Origin of the sequence: Corallococcus exiguus, assembly GCF_009909105.1 — a bacterium.
GTDB lineage: Bacteria > Myxococcota > Myxococcia > Myxococcales > Myxococcaceae > Corallococcus > Corallococcus exiguus.
The window spans coordinates 37,222-54,793 of record NZ_JAAAPK010000012.1 but is presented as its reverse complement, the minus strand read 5'-3'; the positions used below and the strand labels follow the sequence as shown (position 1 = coordinate 54,793).

Here is a 17,572-nt window from a genome sequence, read left to right as displayed (position 1 = left end):
CCCTCTTTTCCCGGAGTTCCATTCGTGACGACCTATTCCGTTCGCAGCGGCGACACGTTGAGCGGGCTCGCGCAGCGCTTCAGCACGTCGGTGTCTTCGCTCCAGAAGACGAACCACATCGCGAACGCGAACCTCATCCGCGTGGGCCAGAGGCTGACGGTCCCGGACGGGTTCCAGGCGGCGCCGTCGAAGGCGGGCAGCTACACGGTGCGCAGCGGAGACACGCTGAGCGGCATCGCGGGGCGGCACGGCACGACGGTGGGGGCGCTGGCGAAGGCGAACCACATCGCGAACCCGAACAAGATCTACGTGGGTCAGCGGCTGACGATTCCGGGTGCGGGTGGGGGCGCGGCGCCGGTGACGTCGAAGCCGCCGTCGTCCGGGGGCGCTTCGTACACGGTGCGCAGCGGGGACACGCTGAGCGGCATCGCGGGGCGCTACGGCACGACGGTGGGGGCGTTGCAGCAGGCGAACCACATCGCGGATCCGAACAAGATCCAAGTGGGCCAGAAGCTGACGATTCCGGGCCGCACGGGAGGCACGGGCGGGACGTCGAAGCCGCCTCCGTCGACGGGGGGCGTGGGTGGGACGCCGGGCACGTCGAGTGGGAAGGGCGGGGTGACGGTGGCGCAGCTGCGGCGGATCATGCCGAACCTGTCGCAGGCGAAGGCGGAGCAGTACCTGCCGCACCTGAACAAGGCGATGGCGGAGGCGAACATCAACACGCCTCGGCGCAAGGAGATGTTCCTGGCGCAGCTGGCGCATGAGAGCGGCGAGCTGCGCTACATGGAGGAGATCGCCTCCGGCGCCGCGTACGAGGGCCGCAAGGACCTGGGCAACACGCAGCCTGGGGATGGCAAGCGCTACAAGGGCCGGGGCCCCATCCAGCTGACGGGCCGCGCGAACTACCGTGCGGCGGGCAAGGCGTTGGGCATCGACCTGGAAGGGCACCCGGAGCGCGCGAAGGATCCGGACGTCGCGTTCCGCATCGCGGGTTGGTACTGGCAGTCGCGCAACCTGAACAGCTACGCGGACGCGGGCAACTTCCGCGAGGTCACCCGCCGCATCAACGGCGGCTACAACGGCCTCGCGAGCCGCGAGATGTACTACCGCCGCGCGCAGGACGTGCTGGGCTGAGCCCGTCTTGGGAGTGGGACCCGGGTCTCACGCCCGGGCGCTCGGATGCGAAAGGGTGCCTGTGATTCCGGGCACCTGACCGTGGCGCACTGGTTGCACAAGGCTCGGGCTCCTCCTTCCTCGGAGCGAGCCTGATGTCCCGAATCGATGCGCCCGGTAGCAGTCCCCTGTCCCCCGAACCCACGCTTCCTGAACCTGATGCACCCGCGCCGGAACTCCGCGTGGGCACGACCGCGTCCCGCAGGACCTCCGTCAGTGAGAGCAGTGCCTCCGCGCCGGGTCGCAACGAGCTGCGGCCCTATGACGGCCCCTCCGTTGCTCCTTCCTCACCTCGTCCTTCCACGCATGCGGACGGCCCCGCCGTATCCGCGCGCGAGCTCGCGGCGATGGGCGGCCGGCTGCGTTCCCCCTCCGTTCCCGTCCCCGAGGACGTCTATTCCTCGGTCCGCTCGCACCTGACGCGCAGCCTGTCGAACCCCTTCCTCACCGACAGCGATGTGAAGGCCACGCATGATGCGCTCGGCTCCGTGCCTCGCGATGCGTACCGCGCCACGTTGGACCGCATGGACCGTGACGGGCTGCTCTCCACCTACGTGTCCCGGATGGATGCTCCGTCGCGCCGGTCCTTCCTCGAACAGGCCGCGTCCAACGGCGTCCTCTCGCGGCGCCCGGGCGGGGTGGAGGGACCGCTCGGCATGCCTGGACGACCGGAGACCTTCGTCAATGATCCGAAGCTCCCTGCTGCCCTTCGCGACGCCGTGAACGCTCACGCCACCGACACCGGCCGCGCCGCTGTCGTCGCCTACGACGCCTACCTGCAACGCTACGGCGACGCCGTGGCCCAGGCCGGCAGCCTCCAGGCCCTTCGCGTGCTCGGACCTCCTCAGTCGCTGGACCTGCGTGAGACGTCGCTCGGCCTCTCCTGGTCCGACCCCCAGCGCGAACGCTACGAGTCCGAATGGAAGGCCGGCCTGGGACGCCCCCAACACTCGCTCGTCCAGGCCTACGAAGCCGTCACCGCCCGAGCACAGGTCCTCTCCGGAGAACGTCCCGCCGGTGCCTTCGTCTCCGCCGAGGCGAGCGCGTCCCACGAGATGATCCAATTCAAACGCACAGCCCATGCCTCCGCGCGCGGCACCACTGACGTCCAGACGCAGGCGGGCATCGCCTCGAAGGCCGGTCCCCTGGGTCTGGAGGTGATGATGGACGCTCACGGCAAGACGGAGGCCCAGCTCCAGATGGATCTGGGCATCGCCAGCGTGAGCCGCGACTCGGAGGGCAAGGTGGAACTGTCCCTGGGTGCGGGCCCTCATGCTCGCGCCTACGCGGCTCTCAACCCTCGCACCGCGGAGTTCGGTGGCGGCGTCTCCTTCGAAGTCTCCGACAAGTCCGGCCAGAGCCGCGCTGGCCTCAAGCTGGGCTACGGCCTGCGCGGCCTCACCCCCGAGCGCGCCTCCCAGGCCGTCCGCAATGATGTCCCCGGCCTCTTCAGTCGCCCCAAGGACCTGGACCCCGGCGTCTCCTGGGAGGCCCTGCCCTCGGAGCGCCGGGCCCTCTACGAACGGCAGGGCTGGACGCGCGAGGAGTGGGCCCAGGACTCGCGGCGCTGACTCCCTCGCGCGGTGCGCTCACGGAGAAGGCGCGCGCTTCGTCGGCGCCTCTTCCTCGTCGGCTTCCGGGCGCAGGGAGATAGCGGTCCACAGCGCGAGGTGCCACGGGACGAAGAGCAGGGCCACGCCATTCGTGAACAGGGCCAACGGGAGGGCGACCAGGATCCACACCACCGCCGCCGCCCACAGCACCACCGAGCTGATGGACTGCATGTCCCTCGACCGTGAGTGGTGGCCCACCAGCGAGAGCACGGTGAAGAGCCAGAGGACTGCGCCGATGCCGAGCATGACCTCGGTCGCCGCCTCCATCCGGGAGTACGCGAGGAAGAGCCACACCGCAGCCAGCGCCCCCGACTGGTACAGCAGGCTCACCATCGCCAGGGTGACGTTGCCCGCGGTCAGCCCCGCTGCCCTGCCGTCAGCGCTCTTCGCCTCCACCATCTCGGGCGGCAGCTCCATCGCGTACGGATAGCCCATGGCGATCAGGGCCTCCTTCGCCGCGTGCCGCACCTTCATCCCACCCGAACCCGCGTAGTCCCCCACCGGGTTGCTCCGGTCCAGCAGCCCCAGCAGCAGATCCGCCCGCTCCCGCAGGGGTTCGTCCGGCGCGGGCGGACGGCCCAGGCCCACGATGAGCGCGTCGATGTCCGCGCGCACCATCCCCGGCGAGTGCACCTCCTCCAGCAGGAACGTCAGCGGCGGGAACGACTCCGCCGCGATGGACTCGGGGACGTCGGCGGGCGCCTCATCGACGGAGGAGGGCAACGGCTCGGAACGGAGGGCTTCCTGGGACATGGGTGCTCCTGGAGGACAGTCATCCTCCGGCGCAAGCCCGCGAGCAAGAGGGGCACCCCCCACCCTCGGGTACCACGAGGAGACAGTGTCCGTGGAGCCGCCTCCGGCCCCTTCAGCGCAGGAACTTCTCCACCACCACCACGTCGTGCCACGCGCCGTCCACCCTCGCGTGCTTCTCGTGCGTGCCCACCGTGGTGAACCTCAGGCGTTCGAACAGCTTCAGGGTGTGCGACTGGTTCGCGAGGACGCAGGTGGTGAGCTTGTGGAAGCCCGCTCCTTCCGCGGCCTTCAGCAGCGCCTTCAGCAGCAGCTCGTCCACGCCCATGCCCCGGACGTCCTTCGCCACGAAGAGGCTGAAGTCCGCGATGTCCGCGTAGCACTCGCGCGAGCTGTGGGCGCGCGTGGCGGCACACCCGACGACGCGCCCGTTCTCCTCCGCCACCAGCACCGGGTGCCGTCCGTCCTCCTCGCCTTCGGACGGCGCCTCGAAGGTCGTGGGACGCCGCGCGAGCGCCGCATCCTGGAGGTCCGCGATGGCGTCCCGGTCCTCGGGTGTGGCGGGCCGCACGGTGGGCGGGGGCGGGCTCCCGCGCGGTGGCACCGGAGCCTCCAGCGGCGGCGGCGCCAGCATGACCATCAGGATGGCGCACCCCAGCGCCAGGTGCCACGGCATCAGGAGCGCCGTGACGAACTCCCCCTGGAACAGGGCCACCACGGCCAGCAACGCCCAGACCACCGCCTGGAGCAGGAACCACGCCGACGCGTCGGCCTGCCGCTTCAGGTTGCCCCTCGTGAGGCCCCACAGCGACACCAGCGAGGGGAACAACACCAGGAAGGCCACGGTGCCGTAGCCCTTGGAGAACAGCGCCCCGAAGTCCCACGGCGTCACGTTCGCGAGCGGCATCGCCCGGCGCAGCTGGTACAGCGCGCACAGCGCCACGAAGACGGCGCTGCGCCAGCTGGGCGGCGAAGGCTCCACGGCCGCGGGAGCCGGGGCGTCGGACGCTGCCTCGCCCTCAGCCGTCGCTGTCACGGGAGGAACCAGGCCCAGCAGGGCCGCCTCGGCCTCCTGCCAGGACTGTTTCTTGGGAGCGTCGGCCGACGGCTTGGGGCGGTGGGCTTCCTGGGTCATGACAGCGTCCGTCTTCCATCACCGGGCCACCCGGGAGCAAGGGGGTGGGGCCTCCGTCTGGAGGACGAGGGAGCGGCCGCCGACGGCAGGTCACCTCTCCCTCGCGTGCGCACCCTTCCCGGGCACACCCCTGATTTCTCTTTCGCGACGAGCGAGGACACCCGATGCCGATGGAACGAGCGCAGCGGTTCGTGGACGCACTGTTGAAACTGGAGGAGCACGGCGACATCGAGCCGATGGTCGCCCTCTTCGCCGACGATGCGCAGGTGAGCAACGTCGCTTCACCTCACGTCTTCTCCGGCATCGACGGCGCCCGCCGCTTCTGGACCGAGTACAAGGCCACCCTCGGTCAGGTGAAGTCCACCTTCCGCAACATGATCGAATCCGGCGACCGCGTGGCCCTCGAATGGGAGACGCAGGGCACCGCGCGCAAAGGGGCCGCCGTCGCCTACGAGGGTGTCTCCATCCTCGAGTGGGACGGCGACCGGGTCCGCCGCTTCTTCGCCTACTTCGACCCGCACGCCCTGGGCCAGGAGCTCGCGCACGGCACTGCGCCCCGCTCGGAGGTGCCCTCGACGACACCGGCCTGACACAGACGCAACTTCCGGCGGTCCCTGGGGTTTCTTATGGCTTCGGCCATCCAGGGACATGCCGGCATCGCAAGGTTCACCCGGACCCTGTGTGCACTTCAGTGCACCCGAACCGCGAGCCGGGGTAGCCTGGAAAGACATGGCCCCCCTTTTCTCGACGGGCCGCGTCGTCCCCCGGGAACCCCATGATGACCCGCGTCATTTCCCCCCTCCTGGCCGTCATGCTCCTGGCGGCCTCCCCCGCCGGTGCGGCCCTCGCGCCGGACGCCCCTGTGATGGTCGCCGCGGCGAAGCGCAAACCCGCGAAGCGCCAGCCCACGCCGGTGCCGCCTCCCCCGCAGGAAGCCGCGCCCGCGGCGCCGGTGACGCCGGACGTCACGCCGCCCGTGTCCGCCACGCCGGAGTCCGGTTCGAGGGGCACCGCCGCGCCGCAGGACGCCACGCCGTCGTCCGAGCCCAGCCTGGACTTCGACCTGCTCACGCCGGAAGCGGAGGCGTCCGCGGGCCTGCTGGACCCGAACCTGCAAAAGGACCTGGAGACGCGCCGCACCATGCTCAAGCTGCACCAGGGCCTGGGTCTGGCCATGGCGGGTGGCCTCACCGCGGCCACCGTGCTGGGGCAGATCCAGTTCAGCCGTTCATTCACCGACGGCGGCGGGGATAATCGCTCGCTGCTCGCCTGGCACCGGGGCGTCGTCATCGGCACGTCGCTGCTGTTCGCCACCGTGGGCACGCTGGGCATCCTGGCGCCGGATCCGGTGGAGCGTCCGTTCCAGTGGGACACGGTGACGTTCCACAAGATCTTCATGAGCCTGGCCACCGCCGGGATGATTGCCCAGGCGGTGCTGGGCATCCTGGCCACCCACAGCTACGGCGAGATCACGGAGCCGAAGTACGCCACCGCGCACCAGGTGGTGGGCTATGCCACGTTGGGCTGCGTCGCCGCGGGCATCGTCACGCTCACTTTCTGACCCGAACCCCCCTGTCGTGAATGTCTCCTCGCGCCGGCCGTTGTGCGGAGACAAGACGTAGCCCCCTCTGGAGGACGCCGTGATTGCTCGACGACTCGTTCTTTCCGCTGCCCTGCTGCTCGCGCTCCCCGCCGCCGCGCAGAACGCGAAGATGTACTCGGTGAAGAAGGACGCCAGCTCCCTCACCTACAAGCTCATCCACAAGATGCACACCGTGTCCGGCAAGGCCGCCCCCAGCGAGGGCAAGGCCGTGCTGAAGCCGGACGGCACCATCCAGGTGGCCGTGCGCGCGCAGGTGAAGGACTTCGACTCGCAGAACTCCAACCGCGACACGCACATGCTGGAGGTGACGGAGGCCGCCAAGTACCCGCTGGTGGAGGTGAAGGCCGTGGGCACCGGCGTGAAGCCGCCCGCCACCTTCCCGGGCAGCGTGCCGGTGACGCTCAAGGGCAAGCTCACCTTCCACGGCGTGACGAAGGACGTCGAAATCCCCATGACGGTGAAGTTCGACTCCGCCACGCAGGTGACGGCGGACGGGTCCTTCAAGATCAGCCTGGAGGGCTACAACATCGAACGGCCCACGCTGCTGCTGGTGAAGGTGGAAGACGAGCTGGTGCTGGAGCCGCACCTCGTCTTCACGGAGGGCACGTGAGCTCGTCGCGTCGAGACTTCTTCAAGAAGCTGCTGGGAACGGGCGTGGTCGTGGCGGGCCTGCCGCCCGCGTGCGCGCCGAACATCGACCCCTCTCCGGTGCTGGACGTGACCACGCCCGGCGAGGACGGCATCGTGTCGCTGGTGGTGCAGCGCTATCCGGACCTGTCCCGCGCGGGCGGCTCGGTGACGCTGCGCTTCCCGAAGGAATCCGGGCAGGAGAACCTGCTGGTGGTGCACCCGTCCGCGGACACCTACGCGGTGCTGTCCGCCACGTGCACCCACGTGGGCTGCCCCATGGGTTTCGATGGGACGGAGGCCGTGTGCCCCTGCCACCTGTCGAAGTTCAACGTGACGGATGGCAAGGTGACGCAGGAGCCCGCCACGGTGCCGCTCAAGACGTACGTGGCCACGTACAACGCGGGCACGCAGGTGCTGAGCATCAACCTCAAGGCCGGCAGCGACAACTTCCCGTCAGTGGTCGACGGGAAGGTGACGCTCACCTTCGCTGAGTTCCCTGACCTCCAGAACACGGGCGGCATGGTGAGCGGCAACCCCACCGGCTACGGCAAGACCATCTTCGTCTTCAAGCTGGCGGACGGCTCCTACTCCGCGGTGGATTCCGTCTGCACGCACCAGGGCTGTGAAGTGGGCTTCGATGCGGGCCTCGACGAGCTGCTCTGCCCGTGCCACGCGTCCACGTTCAGCAAGACGGGCGTGGTTGACCCCGGGGGCGCGGCGACGGTGAACCTGAAGACGTTCACCACGACTGCGGACGCGTCCGGCGTGGTCGTCTCCATCGCCTGATTCACGGGTGCCAGGACGGGAGGGCCCTCCGCGCCTCCCGTCTCCTCGGGTCTGCTCTCAGCGCAGCCGGCTCCAGAACGAGCGCCGGGACGAGATGCGCTCCAGTGCCTCCTGCAGCTCCTCGTCCTGATCCGCGCGGCTGGCGATGTCCCCCAACGCGATGATGCCCACGAGCCGATCGTCGGGCTCCACCACGGGGATGCGGCGCACCTGGCGGCGGCCCATCAGCTCGATGACGCCGTGCAGGTCCTCCTCCGGCAGCACCGCCTCCAGGTCCTCCGTCATCACGTCCGCGGCGCGCAGGCCGTCCACTGCGCGTTGACCGGCGAAGGCGCGCAGCGCCAGGTCGCGGTCCGTGACCAGTCCCAGCAGCCGTCCCTCCTCGTCCACGATGGGCACCACGCCGCAGTCCTCGTCCCGCATCAACTGCGCCACCTCACGCAGTGAGCTGTCGCGGCGGGCCGTGCGCACCTGGCGGGTCATGATGTCGCGCGCGGAGAGCGGCTCGCGCTTCCAGCGGCGGAGCGAAGCCCCGGACGCGGTGGACGGGGCGCGGGATGCGCGGAGCCTCGGGTCCAGGGGGAAGGTCTCCTCCCGACGGGGGGCCTGCCGTTCGCGCAGGCCCGGATCCTCGCGCCACGCCGATGCCTCACGGCGCGGACGGTCGCGCAACAGGGGCTCCTCGCCGCCGTAGCCGCTGCGGTCCCACTCGCGGTAGTCGGCGCGCTGGGGCTGCATCTCCTGGACGGTGTCGTCGCCCTGGGTGCGCCGGGGGCCCGCGCCGTTGGCATAGCGCACGTCCCGGTCGTCGCGGCCGTAGGGGCCGGTGGTGCCGCCGTCGCGCTCGCCCTCGCGGTCCGCGCGCCAGGTGCCCGTGTCGTCCACGTCCGTGCGCACGCGGCCCAGGCGCCACGCGGCGGCGCGGTGGAAGCGCCCCTGGCGGTCGGCGGGCGGCTCGTCGCGCGCGGGGCTCCAACCGCTCACGTCGGACTCCGCGCGCTCGCGCGAGCCCGGCGGCGCCACGTCCGGCGAGCGGTGCGTGGCCATGGCGTCGGTGGGAGGCGTGGAGATGTCCGCGCGCCCCAGGTCATGCCTGCCGTTTCCGTTGCTGTAGTCCTTGGTGCCCATGTGCGTCGCAAGCCTCCTCGACTTGCGAACATGGGAAGCGTGCCCGGACGCGCAAAGCTCCAGCCGGCCAGGTGCGGCGCCGCTCGCCCGTCCGCCCTGACGCGAAATGCAACCCGAGCGGGGCGTCAGACGACGGTGAGCGCGTCTCCCAGGTGCACCAGCCCCCGGAAGTCCTCCAGGTCCGCGCCCGCGTCCGGCGCTGCGATGGCCAGCGCGCCCCGGGGCAGCCCTTCGGCCAGCCTCGCCAGCAGCGAGCGGTGCGCCGTCGCGCGCGCGTCCTCCTCGCCCGCCAGGTGCTCCAGCGCGCTGACGGCGTCCGTGTCCGCGGCGTTGTTCGCGTGCGGCTTCAGCGCGGCGGCCGGAGCCAGTCCGTCATCCCGCGCCCAGCTGCGGTTGAGCACGTAGCCCGCGAAGGGCAGCCCCTTGGCCTGGAGCGCCTCCTGGAAGAAGGTGGCCTCGCGCAGCGCGGCGGCCTCCGGCGACGTGACGAGCAGGAACGCCGCGTCCTTCGACGACAGGTGCTCCCTCAGCCGGTCCGAGTGCAGGCGGATGCCGGCGAACAGGCCTCCGAAGGCGGCCACGAAGGTGCGCATCTCCTGCGCGAAGCCGCCGCCGAAGATGCCGTCCAGCACCTTGCCCACCAGCGCCTGCGCGCCCTGCCACAGCCTGCCCGTGCGGCCCGAGTCTGGACCGAAGAGGGAGATGATCCGCTCGTCCAGGAAGCGAGACAGCCGGCCCGGGGCGTCCAGGAAGTCCAGCGCATGGCGGCTGGGCGGGGTGTCCAGGACGATGAGGTCGTAGTGGCCTTCCGCGATGAAGCCGTCCAGCGCCTCCGCTGCGGCGTACTCCTGCACGCCCGCGACCAGCTCCGACAGGAAGCGGTACAGGCGGTGCTCCAGGATGGTGCGCGCGGCGCTCTCCGTGGCGGACATCCGGCGCACCATGCGCTCGAAGACGATGCGCGGCTCCAGCATCCACACGTCCAGCCGGCCCTCGCCGCGCGGGCCGTCCGCGTACAGGCGCTCTGGAGGCACGGTGGTGGGCTCCGCGCCGTTCTCCTTCAGCCCCATGGCCTCCGCCAGCCGCCGCGCCGGGTCGATGGTGAGCACCAGCACCTTGCGCCCCGAGCGCGCCGCGGCCACGCCCAGCGCCGCCGCCGTCGTCGTCTTGCCCACGCCACCCGCGCCGCACAGCACGAGGATCCGCTTGTCGCGCAGCATGCCGTCCAGGTTCATGGCGTGGCCTCCCGGCCGCCGTGGGACGCGGCTCCTTCGAGTGTGGACTCCAGGAGCTCCGCCAGCCGCTCCACCAGCGCCACGCCCGTCAGCGCCAGCTCCGGCAGCCCCCAGTAGGGCACGCTCACGCCCGCCGCCAGCCGCTGCCGGGCCAGCCGCGCGCGCTCCAGCCGCTCCAGCGCCCGCTGCCCCCGGTGCGGCCCGTGCGTCTCCAGCAGCCGCTCCAGCGCCGCGCGAGACTCCGGCGTGAAGGGGTCCTCCGGCATGCGGTTGAGCACCGCGGCGGACAGGGGCAGGCCCACTTCCTTGAGCTCGCCCACCAGCGCCAGCGTCTCGCTCACCGGCAGGGGCTCCGGCAGCGTGGTGAGCACCACGCCCGTGCGCGCGGGGTCCTGGAGCAGGTCCAGCCCTTCACGCACCGCGCGGCCCACGGGACCGCCCGGCATCAGCGACAGGATGCTCCGGGGCAGCGTGGCCAACGCCAGCGCGTGGCCCGTGGCGGGCAGGTCCACCACCGTGAGCGGGTGCACCCTGCGGCCGTCCGGGTGCGTGAGGCGCAGGAGCGCCAGCAGCTGGAACATCAGCCCCATCTCCTTGAGCGCGGGGCCCGCCTCCAGGAAGCGCCGCAGCGCCCGCGAGCGCAGCGCGGCCTCCGCCAGCCACTTCACGGGCAGCGTCTCCTCCAGGAAGAGCCGGTGGCCCTCCTGCGCGGACAGCCGCACGAAGGACAGGTTCGGCCCCACCGGCACCACGCGCGGCCCGGCCTCCTTCGCGCCCACCAGCCCCGAGAGCGTGGACGGGCCGCCCTCGTCCGGGGACAGCTCCGCCAGCAGCACCGGCCGGCCCGCGCGCGCCGCCGCCACCGCCAGCGTCGCGGAGAGCGTCGTCTTGCCCACGCCGCCCTTGCCCGACACGAGCACGGCGCGTCTGCTCCACAAGGACTCCAGCACCACGCCCCCATCCTCCGCGCCAGCGGCGCGACCCTTCACGGTGAGCAAGGAAGCGCGTCCCGACAACCGGCCGGGGATGCGCCCAGGGGCGGCCGTCCGTCAGGCCGCCCGCTCCACGAGCATAGCGGCTTTCCGCCCACGCCCCGTCGCGCCCCTTCACCGCGCTGACCCGTTCGTGACACAGCCAGTGCGGTGCCGCGCTCGGGACGCCTTGACACGATGTACGGGGATTGACCCGGCCCGGGAGGACACGTGGCGTGCGCGTGCGCGTGACCCTGAGGGTTGGACGGGCGGATTCCCTCGGAAAGAAGGGGTCACGGACTGGTGACGGGCCCCGGGTTTTGGGTACCCTGAGGCCCTCTGCGTGGGAGAGGGCATGGCGGTGATGCGGGAGTGGGTCTTCGGGACACAGCGTGTCTCGCTGGAGGACTCCGACATCCTCTGGACGAAGGTCCGGGGATCGTTTTCAGAGACGGATGTGCGGGAGCTGGTGGACGTGTTCCACGAGCTGGGGGCGGGCCCGGACAAGCCCCTGTACCTCGTCGTGGACTTGAGCAGCTCCGAGGGGCTGTCGGTCGCGCCGCGCAAGTACCTGGCCGAACACGTGCGCCCCTCGTGGTTCCGCGCGGTCGTCTTCTTCGGCGCCAAGCGCACGCACCGCGAGGTGCTGCGCGCGCTCGTGGTGGCGCTCAACTTCATCGGGGGCGCGAAGCTGGAGGCGGAGTTCGTGGACTCGGAGGCCCAGGCCCGCGCGTTTCTGGAAGCCCACCGGCGCCGTCAGGAAGCGGCGCCTCGCTGACGGCGTGTGGGGCCCGTCAGTGGACGGCCCAGCGCTCGGCGATCTCCTCGCACGCGAGCACCACGTCGCCCAGCCGGCGGATGTGCGCGCGCGGCGCGACGAACAGCGAGCCCGCGAACACGTCCACCACGGTCATCAGCCGGTGGTCCGCGGGGCCCAGCCGGCACAGGTGCTGCTCAGCGAAGCGCTGCAGCATCGTGCCGATGTACTGGCCGCTCCGCTCGTCCAGCGGCTGCGTCTTGGAGAAGTAGAGCTTCATCAACCCCACGCGCGGGTTGCCGTGCTTGTCCAACCGCTGCACCACCACCTCCGGGCGCACGCTGATGGTGACGCCGGCCATCTCCAGCACGGGCGGCTCCGCGCCCACCGCGCTGATGATGGCGTCGTCCAAATCCAACCACGGCACCAGGTCCGCGAAGCGCTCCAGCGCTTCCGAACACAGCTGCATGCGCTGCGCCTCGAACTCCGTCTGCGGCACCGCGCAGGCGAACCGGCGCTGGGACTCCCGCAGCACGTTCATGTCCAGGCCACGGCAGAGGAAGTCCGTGATGGCATGGGACGCCTCCGGATAGCGCAGGTACTGGGCATCCGGCGGGTGCTTCTGGTCGTGGATGATGCGCTTGCGGCGGGCGGGCGTGGCGACCAGGTACTCGCCCAACTTGTTCACCGAGACGCGCGGCAGTTCACGGGTTTCCGTCATGGTGTTTCCCCCTCAGGAATGCTGTCGGAATGGGTACACAGTACAGAGGGGGTCTGACATCCAATGGACAGCCAGACCTTGTACGGAAGGGCAGGGGCGCTTCCCTGGACAGGAGGGGTCCGGCGTAGGGTTCTTTCCAGTAGCCGGGGGGAGGACCGCATGGAGCAACAGATTCGCGAGTGGACGTGTGGCGCGCACCGGATTCGGATGACGGCGCCAGACGTGTTGCACACGAAGTACACGGGCGTCGTGGGGTTGCAGGACGCGAAGTGGGCGCTGCGCGTCTACGAGGAGATGGCGGCGCAGGGGCCGTTCTACCTGGTGGCGGAGGTTCCGGGCTCGGAGCTGCCCGCCGAGTCGCGCAAGTACCTGGCCAACAACGTGCGCGCGGAGTGGATGCGCTCGGTGGTGTACGTGGGGTCCGACCTGTCACAGCGCGTGGTGGGCAAGGCCATGTCCGTGGCCATGCTGCTCACGGGCCATGCGGCCAGCTTCGACACGGTCTTCGTGGACACGATGGCGCAGGCCGACGCGTGGGTGGACGCGCACCGGTTGGATCACGCCCCGCGCTGCGTGGGCTGAAAGCCGCGGGCATCCGGACGTGACAAAGGGCCAGGACGGGGCGGAAAAGCCCGGTTCCTGGCCCTCGGTGTTTCGGGCGCCGCGGTTCAGCGCTCGCGGTCCGGCATGCGGTCCGGGTGGCCGTAGCGGTACACGTCGGACACCGGGTTGGTGCCCGCGTCGCTGCGAGGTCCGTCGCCATCCGGCATGTCGTCGAGCGATGCCCCCGGGGCGCGCTCACGAGGGTCATACGGACGCAGGCCGCTGGCGTCGTGGAGGCGCAGGTCGCGGTCGTCGGCGTCGTCCTCGGTGCGCGGGTGGATGCCCTTCTCGTCGGCCTCGGACAGCTCGCGGCGGGGCTTGCGCTCGTCGTCTTCCTCTTCGGTGTCGGGGCGCTGGGGTTCTCCGTCTTGTCGCGGCGTGGTCGGCCGCCCGTAGAAATCCTCGGCGGGCTGCGGGGGTGCGGGACGCTTGTCGTTGCTGGCCATGAAGGATTCCCTCCGTCGGAGGAGGTTCGTCATCGCCCCCGGTGTCCGGCAACCCGCTCCGGAAGCGCCCACCCGGGCCTGGAGGGCAGGCAGCCAGGCGTCAGGGCCCTCCAGAGCACGCGGGCTCCTTGTCCTGCTCGAAAGGGACGCCGCTTCCTGTCAGGCCTCCTCGTCGGGGAGGAGCGTCCGAAGAAGGTCGTCGTCGGGGCCGAGCGGGCGCCATCCAGCAGGGGGCGGATTGGCGAGGAGCACATCGCGCACCTGCCGCACGCGCTCTTCATGGGTTTCTGGGGTGTACGCAGACCAGCGCCCAAGCGTCATTGCAACCTCGAAGCGGCTTGCGTCGTCCAAGATGGGCGGCCAACCGTTGGGAAGTCCCTCGGCGGCTTCGCGCACGAGCACGTCGCGAACGAAGCGCGTGACCCGCTTGTGCTGTTCCGCCTCATACAGCAAGCCGCTCAACACCTGCACCGCAGCAACGTCGTTGCCCAACTCGTCGGCCAGGACGTACAGCGGAACGGCAGGACGCGCATCGGCAAAGGCGGTCAGTGAGTCGTAGCCTCGCTCTCGGACCCGTTCGTACACGCGCGCCTTGATGTTGCCCTGCCATGCACCTCCGTCGCTCATCGTCCTCTCCCACGAGTGAAGCTCATCGGGATCCTATAGTCCCGCATGCTCTTCGCGATGAGAGTCAGGATCTCGTTCCGCGTCAGAGTTCGACCCGTGGCAATCTCGGCATCGCCCAGGGCCTTCATAATCATCCTGTTCCACTCACCGGGCCATGTACGTCCCAGCTTCCAGTTCCCCCCACCGTGAATCGCCTCATGATCGGCCTGCTCCAGCCGGACGCAGAACTGGTCGATGTCCATGTCGCCCTTGAAGCCGCGCTTCTCGAACCATTCGCGGTGCTCCTGCGGAAGTACATGGTGCTTGGGGGCGTCCGACATGCCCGCCCCCGCTCTGCCCGTCACCTGCATGCCGCGCACCTCCGGGCTGTCCCCCAGCGCTTCGCGCACGCCCTTGGGCAGGTCCTGGTGCGCCTGGGCCATCGTGACCTGTCCGCCCTGAATGAGGACGGCCGCGCCGACGGCAGGCACGGAGATGACGCCCGCCTGAACGAGCCTTCGCATCATCTCCACCCACTCGGCGGAGACCACCAGCCGCGAGCCCACCATGACGCCACCCGAGCTCATCACGAGGCCCACGCCCAGTGTCATGGGGGCCGAAGGCGGCACGCGGCCACGCACCGCTGTCCAAGGGGGAAGGGACTGGAGCGCTGCCTGCCGCAGGCGAACATCCCTCGCGAACAGGGCCGCATCGGCTGGCAAGACCTCCGCCACACCTACGGCAGCCACCTCGCCATGCGCGGTGTTCCGCTCAAGGTCATCCAGGAGCTGATGGGCCACGCCACCATCGAACTGACGATGCGGTACGCCCACCTCTCCCCGGAAACGAAGGAGCTACTGGATTGCGAAGATGAGCGTCACCTTCACGACCTGCTCAGACAAGGTCAAGCGCCCACGAAACATCCTTCCAATTCCGCAAGGTTTGCTGAGCCCCCAGGGCCGCTAGACCCTGTCCTCTTGCTGCTTCCTCTAGAATTGGCGTGCTTGTTACCCGCTCTTGCATCCCCCCGGAGGATGCAGTCCGTCTGCGCCGCGGTGCTCTGGGCAAACTGCTCAACCAGACTTTCGAGGCCCGTCACCAGACTCCTCTCAGGACGCCGCAGACCGCATGAGCCCTGCCCGGGCCAGCAGTGCGCGCACCCGCCGCGCCAGAGCGATGTGCTCGGGGTTGGTCACGGTGAATCGCTCTGGAGTCAGGATGATCAACGAACCCCTGTCCTCCACGGGCTCGATGCGCACGGGGGCGGGCAGTGGCGGCACCGTGCCCCGGTGACTGGGGAGGTACGTCACCCAGCCGAGCCACGGGTCGTCCTTGCCCTGCCTGCCGTCCATCTCCCGATACGCATCAGACATGGCCACGGCCCAGTCGGGCTCCCAGGCCAGCGCCATGCTGCGCGTCACGGCCGTCAGCATGGCGGCCGTGAGCAGGCGCTCCGCGTTCTCCCCTTTCGACGGGAGTGACAGGACACACACGTTGGAGTTGCTCTGTGCGTATCCTCCACAGGTCATATCTACGGCCACGAAGTCCTGACGAGTGCCATCGTTGTATGCGCTGACCGTCAGCCCCAGGTGCTCGAAGGGAGGCCCACCCGGCTCGCGGTTGACGCCATGCCGAAAAGCTTCCGTCAGGGTGGGCAGGTCGGGAGGCATGAGGGGCGTCTTGCGTCCCTTGCCGCGCGGCTTGGGGATCTTGTTCCAGTTCTCCAGCAGGGGGTCGCACTCGGCCAGCATGTTGAGGAAGGCCGACGCACGCTGGGCACACGCCTCGGGGGACTCTCGTCGCGGGCCCCAGTAGGCACCAACGTAGTAGGTCTCTGGATAGGTGCCGGATTCAGCGTGAATCGTCATGAGGTTCATTTCTCAAAGGTTCAACGGGCGCACTGAGGTGGGGATGACGACGATCTCCGTGACGCTGTTGCGCTCTAGCAACTTCCGAATGGAGTCTGCCGCATGCTTCTCGGCTACGTGCCATTCAATACGAATGCCCATTCCACGGACGATGTCGACCTGTCGCTGGCCTTGAGTCACGAGTTCCCGGGCCTTGCCCGAAAGCCTGAACCACTCCTTGGGAGCGAGATTGTCCTCGAAGAACGCAGCGTAGCCGGGCCCCTTGGCGTCCAGTAACACGCCGTTCCTGAATCCATCGAACTTGACGCCTCCAGCCTTCGTGCTCGTACCACCGACCCAATACGCCTCATCCGCAGTGTGCCCGGTGATCTGCTCCTGGTAGCCCCGGGCACGAGGAGACATCGACTCGTTGGCGGGCGCCCACTGTCCGGGGCCCTTGGACGGAGCCGCGCTGTTGCCAGTCGTATTCGTGCGCTGGAGGATGATGGCAGCTCCGGGCCCACCACTCAGCGCAGCCGCCGCGCGACCCGCTGGCACCGCGACGTGCTCCAACGCCAGCGCGCCCTCCGCCGACAGCGAGAGCACCGGCACCGAGACCTCCGCGCCCAGCGCAATCCCCTTCAGCGTTCGTGTCGTAGCCGAAGCCGCGCCTCCGGTGATGAGCAAGCCCGTCGTCAGCCGCGACACCTCGCGGATCTGCTCGCCACGGGTCATGGACTGGAAGCGCTCCCAGTACATGGGTGAGGCCGCGATGAGCGCAGCCACGCCTGCTGGCAGGTTGCTTAGCCCCGCGATGCTGTCCACGGGGCGCGTAAGCAACTGGCCCAGCGCGTGGTACAGCTCCACGAACGCATCTTCCGCTCCATCCAGGGTGCGGCTGATGACGTCCGCGTCGTCGTACACCTCGGCCAGGGGCCGCCAATCCGAGGCCTGGAGCCGCGTGTCCACGGAGCGGAAGACGCCGCCCTTGCCGCTGTAGAAGCGGCCCAGCTCGAAGCCATGCGCACGGAAGGCACCGTCCTTCCACTCGACTGACGCCACCTTCTGTTGCGTGCGCCCAGTGAGGGTCCATGCCAGATAGCCGTCCGGGCGCAGCACCGCGATCTGCTCCCGGGAGAAGCGCTCCACCCGCCGCAGCAGTTCCTGCCGCGTGACTTCGCCCCCCGCCATCACCTCGCGCAGGATGAAGGCTGCGGCCATCCGAGGCGGGAAGGTGCTCAACGTGACGGGCTTGCCCAACAACACATCCATCAGACGCGCGGCTTGCGCGGGCGTCAGCACGCCTCCTACGGGGCGTTCGTCCCGCGCATCCAGCCCCGCGTCCGTCAGTAGCTTCTCCCAGGCGTTTTCCCTCGCGTCAGGGTGAGAGAGGCTGCCGCCCACGGCCCCAGCCATTGCTCGCGAGTCCTCGCCCGATGTGTCCTCCCGGAGCTGCCGGTGGCGCGCCATCCGCTCCCCGGAAGTCGCAAGGGAGGTTCGCGGAGAGGTCCGAGTGGGGGGCTCCTCCTCGCGCGGCGACTGTGACCACTCTGGTGCGGGGGCTG

General features: G+C 69.9%; 18 protein-coding genes and 2 pseudogenes. 9 read left to right on the top strand and 11 right to left on the bottom strand.

The genetic code is table 11. The features are described 5' to 3' along the window. Positions 1–24 precede the first annotated feature (24 nt). Both GTZ93_RS34635 and GTZ93_RS34630 read left to right on the top strand, forming a co-directional pair. Positions 25–1,137 (top strand): LysM peptidoglycan-binding domain-containing protein, encoded by a 1,113-nt coding sequence (locus tag GTZ93_RS34635; protein WP_161663234.1) that lies wholly within the window; start codon positions 25–27, stop codon positions 1,135–1,137. Positions 1,138–1,271: 134 nt separating this feature from the next. Continuing rightward, positions 1,272–2,747, top strand: a complete 1,476-nt coding sequence (locus GTZ93_RS34630; protein ID WP_139918287.1) for a hypothetical protein — start codon at positions 1,272–1,274, stop codon at positions 2,745–2,747. A gap of 18 nt (positions 2,748–2,765) precedes the next feature. On the opposite strand, the gene GTZ93_RS34625 is transcribed toward GTZ93_RS34630, so the two are convergent. Beyond that, a complete protein-coding gene (locus GTZ93_RS34625) occupies positions 2,766–3,542 on the bottom strand; it encodes a hypothetical protein (protein ID WP_139918289.1) in 777 nt (258 codons plus the stop codon). A 112-nt stretch (positions 3,543–3,654) separates the two neighbouring features. Next, positions 3,655–4,674 (bottom strand): GNAT family N-acetyltransferase, encoded by a 1,020-nt coding sequence (locus tag GTZ93_RS34620; RefSeq protein WP_139918291.1) that lies wholly within the window; start codon positions 4,672–4,674, stop codon positions 3,655–3,657. Between the two features lie 164 nt (positions 4,675–4,838). Here GTZ93_RS34620 and GTZ93_RS34615 point away from each other — a divergent pair, with 164 nt between their 5' ends. The 4 genes from GTZ93_RS34615 to GTZ93_RS34600 all read left to right on the top strand — a co-directional run bounded on the left by GTZ93_RS34615 (position 4,839) and on the right by GTZ93_RS34600 (position 7,693). Continuing rightward, positions 4,839–5,264: a nuclear transport factor 2 family protein gene (locus tag GTZ93_RS34615; protein WP_120577714.1), complete on the top strand. Its 426-nt coding sequence runs from the start codon at positions 4,839–4,841 to the stop codon at positions 5,262–5,264. 185 nt (positions 5,265–5,449) lie between these two features. After that, positions 5,450–6,235 (top strand): hypothetical protein, encoded by a 786-nt coding sequence (locus GTZ93_RS34610; RefSeq protein WP_139918293.1) that lies wholly within the window; start codon positions 5,450–5,452, stop codon positions 6,233–6,235. A 79-nt stretch (positions 6,236–6,314) separates the two neighbouring features. Continuing rightward, positions 6,315–6,887: a YceI family protein gene (locus GTZ93_RS34605; RefSeq protein WP_120577712.1), complete on the top strand. Its 573-nt coding sequence runs from the start codon at positions 6,315–6,317 to the stop codon at positions 6,885–6,887. Further along, on the top strand, positions 6,884–7,693 hold the full coding sequence (locus tag GTZ93_RS34600) for a Rieske (2Fe-2S) protein (protein ID WP_139918295.1): 810 nt from the start codon (positions 6,884–6,886) through the stop codon (positions 7,691–7,693). Before GTZ93_RS34605 ends, GTZ93_RS34600 begins: the two co-directional genes overlap by 4 nt. Positions 7,694–7,750: 57 nt before the next feature. Here the strand turns inward: GTZ93_RS34600 and GTZ93_RS34595 are convergent, their stop codons facing one another. From GTZ93_RS34595 to GTZ93_RS34585, 3 genes are all read right to left on the bottom strand, one after another. Further along, positions 7,751–8,821 (bottom strand): CBS domain-containing protein, encoded by a 1,071-nt coding sequence (locus GTZ93_RS34595; RefSeq protein ID WP_180946059.1) that lies wholly within the window; start codon positions 8,819–8,821, stop codon positions 7,751–7,753. A gap of 125 nt (positions 8,822–8,946) precedes the next feature. Continuing rightward, complete coding sequence (locus GTZ93_RS34590; RefSeq protein WP_139918297.1) at positions 8,947–10,056, bottom strand: ArsA family ATPase; 1,110 nt, start codon at positions 10,054–10,056, stop codon at positions 8,947–8,949. Next, positions 10,053–11,006 carry an ArsA family ATPase gene (locus GTZ93_RS34585; RefSeq protein ID WP_306464189.1) on the bottom strand — a complete coding sequence of 318 codons (954 nt, stop codon included), beginning with the start codon at positions 11,004–11,006 and terminating at the stop codon, positions 10,053–10,055. The genes GTZ93_RS34590 and GTZ93_RS34585 overlap by 4 nt, the downstream gene beginning before the upstream one ends. A 376-nt stretch (positions 11,007–11,382) precedes the next feature. On the opposite strand from GTZ93_RS34585, the gene GTZ93_RS34580 reads away from it, so the two are divergent. Next, entirely contained in the window at positions 11,383–11,805 is a 423-nt protein-coding gene (locus GTZ93_RS34580) for an STAS/SEC14 domain-containing protein (RefSeq protein WP_120596854.1), read from the top strand. 16 nt (positions 11,806–11,821) lie between these two features. Here GTZ93_RS34580 and GTZ93_RS34575 read toward each other — a convergent pair whose 3' ends face one another. Beyond that, positions 11,822–12,505 carry a hypothetical protein gene (locus GTZ93_RS34575; RefSeq protein ID WP_139918298.1) on the bottom strand — a complete coding sequence of 228 codons (684 nt, stop codon included), beginning with the start codon at positions 12,503–12,505 and terminating at the stop codon, positions 11,822–11,824. Positions 12,506–12,664: 159 nt separating this feature from the next. Between GTZ93_RS34575 and GTZ93_RS34570 the strand changes: the two genes are divergently transcribed. Then, positions 12,665–13,087: an STAS/SEC14 domain-containing protein gene (locus GTZ93_RS34570; protein WP_139918300.1), complete on the top strand. Its 423-nt coding sequence runs from the start codon at positions 12,665–12,667 to the stop codon at positions 13,085–13,087. Between the two features lie 86 nt (positions 13,088–13,173). Here the strand turns inward: GTZ93_RS34570 and GTZ93_RS34565 are convergent, their stop codons facing one another. The 3 genes and pseudogenes from GTZ93_RS34565 to GTZ93_RS34555 all read right to left on the bottom strand — a co-directional run. Next, complete coding sequence (locus tag GTZ93_RS34565) at positions 13,174–13,554, bottom strand: hypothetical protein (protein ID WP_257979158.1); 381 nt, start codon at positions 13,552–13,554, stop codon at positions 13,174–13,176. 159 nt (positions 13,555–13,713) lie between these two features. Beyond that, positions 13,714–14,181 (bottom strand): NUDIX hydrolase, encoded by a 468-nt coding sequence (locus GTZ93_RS34560; protein WP_139918304.1) that lies wholly within the window; start codon positions 14,179–14,181, stop codon positions 13,714–13,716. Next, positions 14,178–14,792 (bottom strand): annotated as a pseudogene (locus GTZ93_RS34555) (DUF2380 domain-containing protein); the annotation flags it as partial. The gene GTZ93_RS34560 and the pseudogene GTZ93_RS34555, both read right to left, overlap by 4 nt. 42 nt (positions 14,793–14,834) lie before the next feature. On the opposite strand from GTZ93_RS34555, the pseudogene GTZ93_RS34550 reads away from it, so the two are divergent. After that, positions 14,835–15,011 (top strand): annotated as a pseudogene (locus GTZ93_RS34550) (tyrosine-type recombinase/integrase); the annotation flags it as partial. Between the two features lie 258 nt (positions 15,012–15,269). Here GTZ93_RS34550 and GTZ93_RS43060 read toward each other — a convergent pair. Together GTZ93_RS43060 and GTZ93_RS34540 are read right to left on the bottom strand one after the other, a co-directional pair. Further along, positions 15,270–16,028 carry an immunity 52 family protein gene (locus tag GTZ93_RS43060; protein WP_257979159.1) on the bottom strand — a complete coding sequence of 253 codons (759 nt, stop codon included), beginning with the start codon at positions 16,026–16,028 and terminating at the stop codon, positions 15,270–15,272. 12 nt (positions 16,029–16,040) lie between these two features. Continuing rightward, on the bottom strand, positions 16,041–17,423 hold the full coding sequence (locus tag GTZ93_RS34540) for a restriction endonuclease fold toxin 5 domain-containing protein (RefSeq protein ID WP_257979160.1): 1,383 nt from the start codon (positions 17,421–17,423) through the stop codon (positions 16,041–16,043). Between the last annotated feature and the right edge of the window lie 149 nt (positions 17,424–17,572).